A 2,105-nucleotide genomic window follows, 5' to 3' on the forward strand; every position below is an offset into this window, starting at 1 on the left:
CCATTCGCGTCATTCGTGACTTGAGCCTGCGCGTGACACCGGTGCCGGGCCTGACCATCGAAGCCTTCGTGATCTTCACCCATTACGAGCGCTATTGGGACGCGGTCGTGCATTTCAAGATGCCAGGGCCCGCCGCCATGTTTACCTCTTCGCTCGATGTCACCTTCTTCCAGGACTTCATCAATCTGACCGGGGTGCAACTTTCCACGGCGGCGCTGCCACAAGGCGCCATCATCGATGGCCGGATGCTCGAAATCGAACGGAGCATGGAATTTGGAGATCAGCCCTGGAGCCTACTGACCGGACGGGGACTGACGCTACTGATCGGCATCCATTATGACCGCAGGCTCAAACTATCCGGCCGCGCCTATCTCATAGACGATGCACGTTACGAGAGTCCGCCCGAGGACAAGGTAGGAAGCTTGCCCATGATCGGCTTCGAGCTGACCAACTGGGAAGACCTCAAGGCCCAGTGGTATTCCTTCTCCGCACAGGAAGCCTTCCTCACGGGCTTTCCAGAAGGCGGTGGCAACGGTCTTTACAAGACCATGCACACCGCTCCCACGGTAAAGAGTCGCCTGTTCAAGGAAGCGCTCAACTAGGTCACAATTTCTTGCTGCCATGATAGGCTTGCCCGGCACGCCCGAAAGCGGCGTGCGGGAGTCAGAACGTGTCGGCAATTCTCACCACAACACTCGGCAAACTCGAAGGCAGCGAAGAGGGCGCGCTCTGCATATTCCGGGGAATTCCCTTTGCGCAGCCGCCGGTGGGCCCGCTGCGCTTTCGCGCGCCCCAGCCACTAGCCCCTTGGAGCGGAATTCGTCCGGCCAAAGAATTCGGCCCCTCCGCGCCACAGCACAGCTCGCCCATCATTCAGGTCGCGCGTCAGGACGAGGACTGCCTCTACCTCAACGTCTGGAGCCCGGGGCTCGATGGCAAAAAACGTCCCGTCATGGTCTGGGTGCATGGCGGGAGTTTTTCCGCCGGTTCGGGAGCAGAGCTGATTTACGACGGCTCCAACCTCGCTTCGCGCCACGACCTCGTGGTGGTGACGATCAACTACCGGCTTGGCGCGCTGGGCTACCTCTACCTCAATGAATTCGCCGGAAACGGTTTTGAGACCGACGCCAACCGGGGCCTGCTCGACCAGATCGCCGCGCTCGAATGGGTACGCGACAACATCGAGGCCTTCGGCGGCGATCCCGAGAACGTGACGGTCTTCGGCGAGTCCGCGGGCGCCATGAGCATCGGCGCCCTGCTGGGCACGCCGCGCGCGAAGGGGCTCTTCCGCCGCGCCATTCTACAGAGCGGCGCCGCACACCACACCGCCGAAATGGCAGATGCCATCGAAGTCGCTCGGGCTTTCTGCAAGGATTGCGCAGTAAGCGAGTCCGATCCGGCGCGACTGCTGGAACTCTCGCCTGCCGAAATTCTGCAGGGCCAGCTTGCCGCCCAGAAGGTGCCGCTCAACCTGCATGAGCGCAATCACCGGATGCCGACCTTCGGCATGTCGCTCATCCCTGTCATCGACGGCGATGTTTTGCCAGAGGATCCGCTGCACGCCATCGCGGCGGGCGCCGCCAAGGACGTGGAGATCCTGGCCGGCACGAACGAGGATGAGTGGCAGATGTTCATCCAGTTCACCGACCGCGGCAAAATAACGCTCAACGAAGAAGGGCTTCTCAAGGTCTGCAACAAACGCACGCGCGGCCACGGCGAGCGGATCGTTCCGGCCTATCTCAAGGCCCGTGAGGCACGCAGCCAGCGCAACAAGCCCGTGGACCTGTTCAATGCCATCGAGAGCGACCGGGTGTTCCGGCTTCCGGCAATTCGGTTGCTCGAGGCCCAGCACGCCCACCAGCCAGGGACCTTCACCTATCTCTTCACTTGGGATTCGCCCATGTTCAATGGTGAGCTTGGCGCCTGCCACGCACTCGACATTCCTTTCGCCTTCGGCAGCATCCACACCCCCTTTGCCCGCAGCTTCGCCGGATCGGGCCAGGCCGTTGAGACGCTGGCCGAGCGGATGGAGCACGCGTGGGCGAACTTCGCACGAAGCGGCAACCCCTGCCATGAAGACCTGCCCGAATGGCCCGCCTAAGAAA

2 protein-coding genes are annotated in these 2,105 nt (G+C 62.0%); both read left to right on the forward strand.

Annotated features, from left to right (window positions below; genetic code table 11):
* Positions 1 to 602: hypothetical protein (locus tag KDH09_03295; protein ID MCB0218695.1), on the forward strand; the 602-nt coding region annotated here is incomplete at its 5' end.
* A 68-nt stretch (positions 603 to 670) separates the two neighbouring features.
* The gene (locus KDH09_03300) at positions 671 to 2,101 is read left to right on the forward strand and encodes a carboxylesterase/lipase family protein (GenBank protein ID MCB0218696.1); all 1,431 of its coding nucleotides are present in this window, start codon (positions 671 to 673) and stop codon (positions 2,099 to 2,101) included.
* The last annotated feature ends 4 nt before the right edge of the window (positions 2,102 to 2,105 follow it).

The organism is Chrysiogenia bacterium (genome assembly GCA_020434085.1).
Lineage (GTDB): Bacteria > JAGRBM01 > JAGRBM01 > JAGRBM01 > JAGRBM01 > JAGRBM01.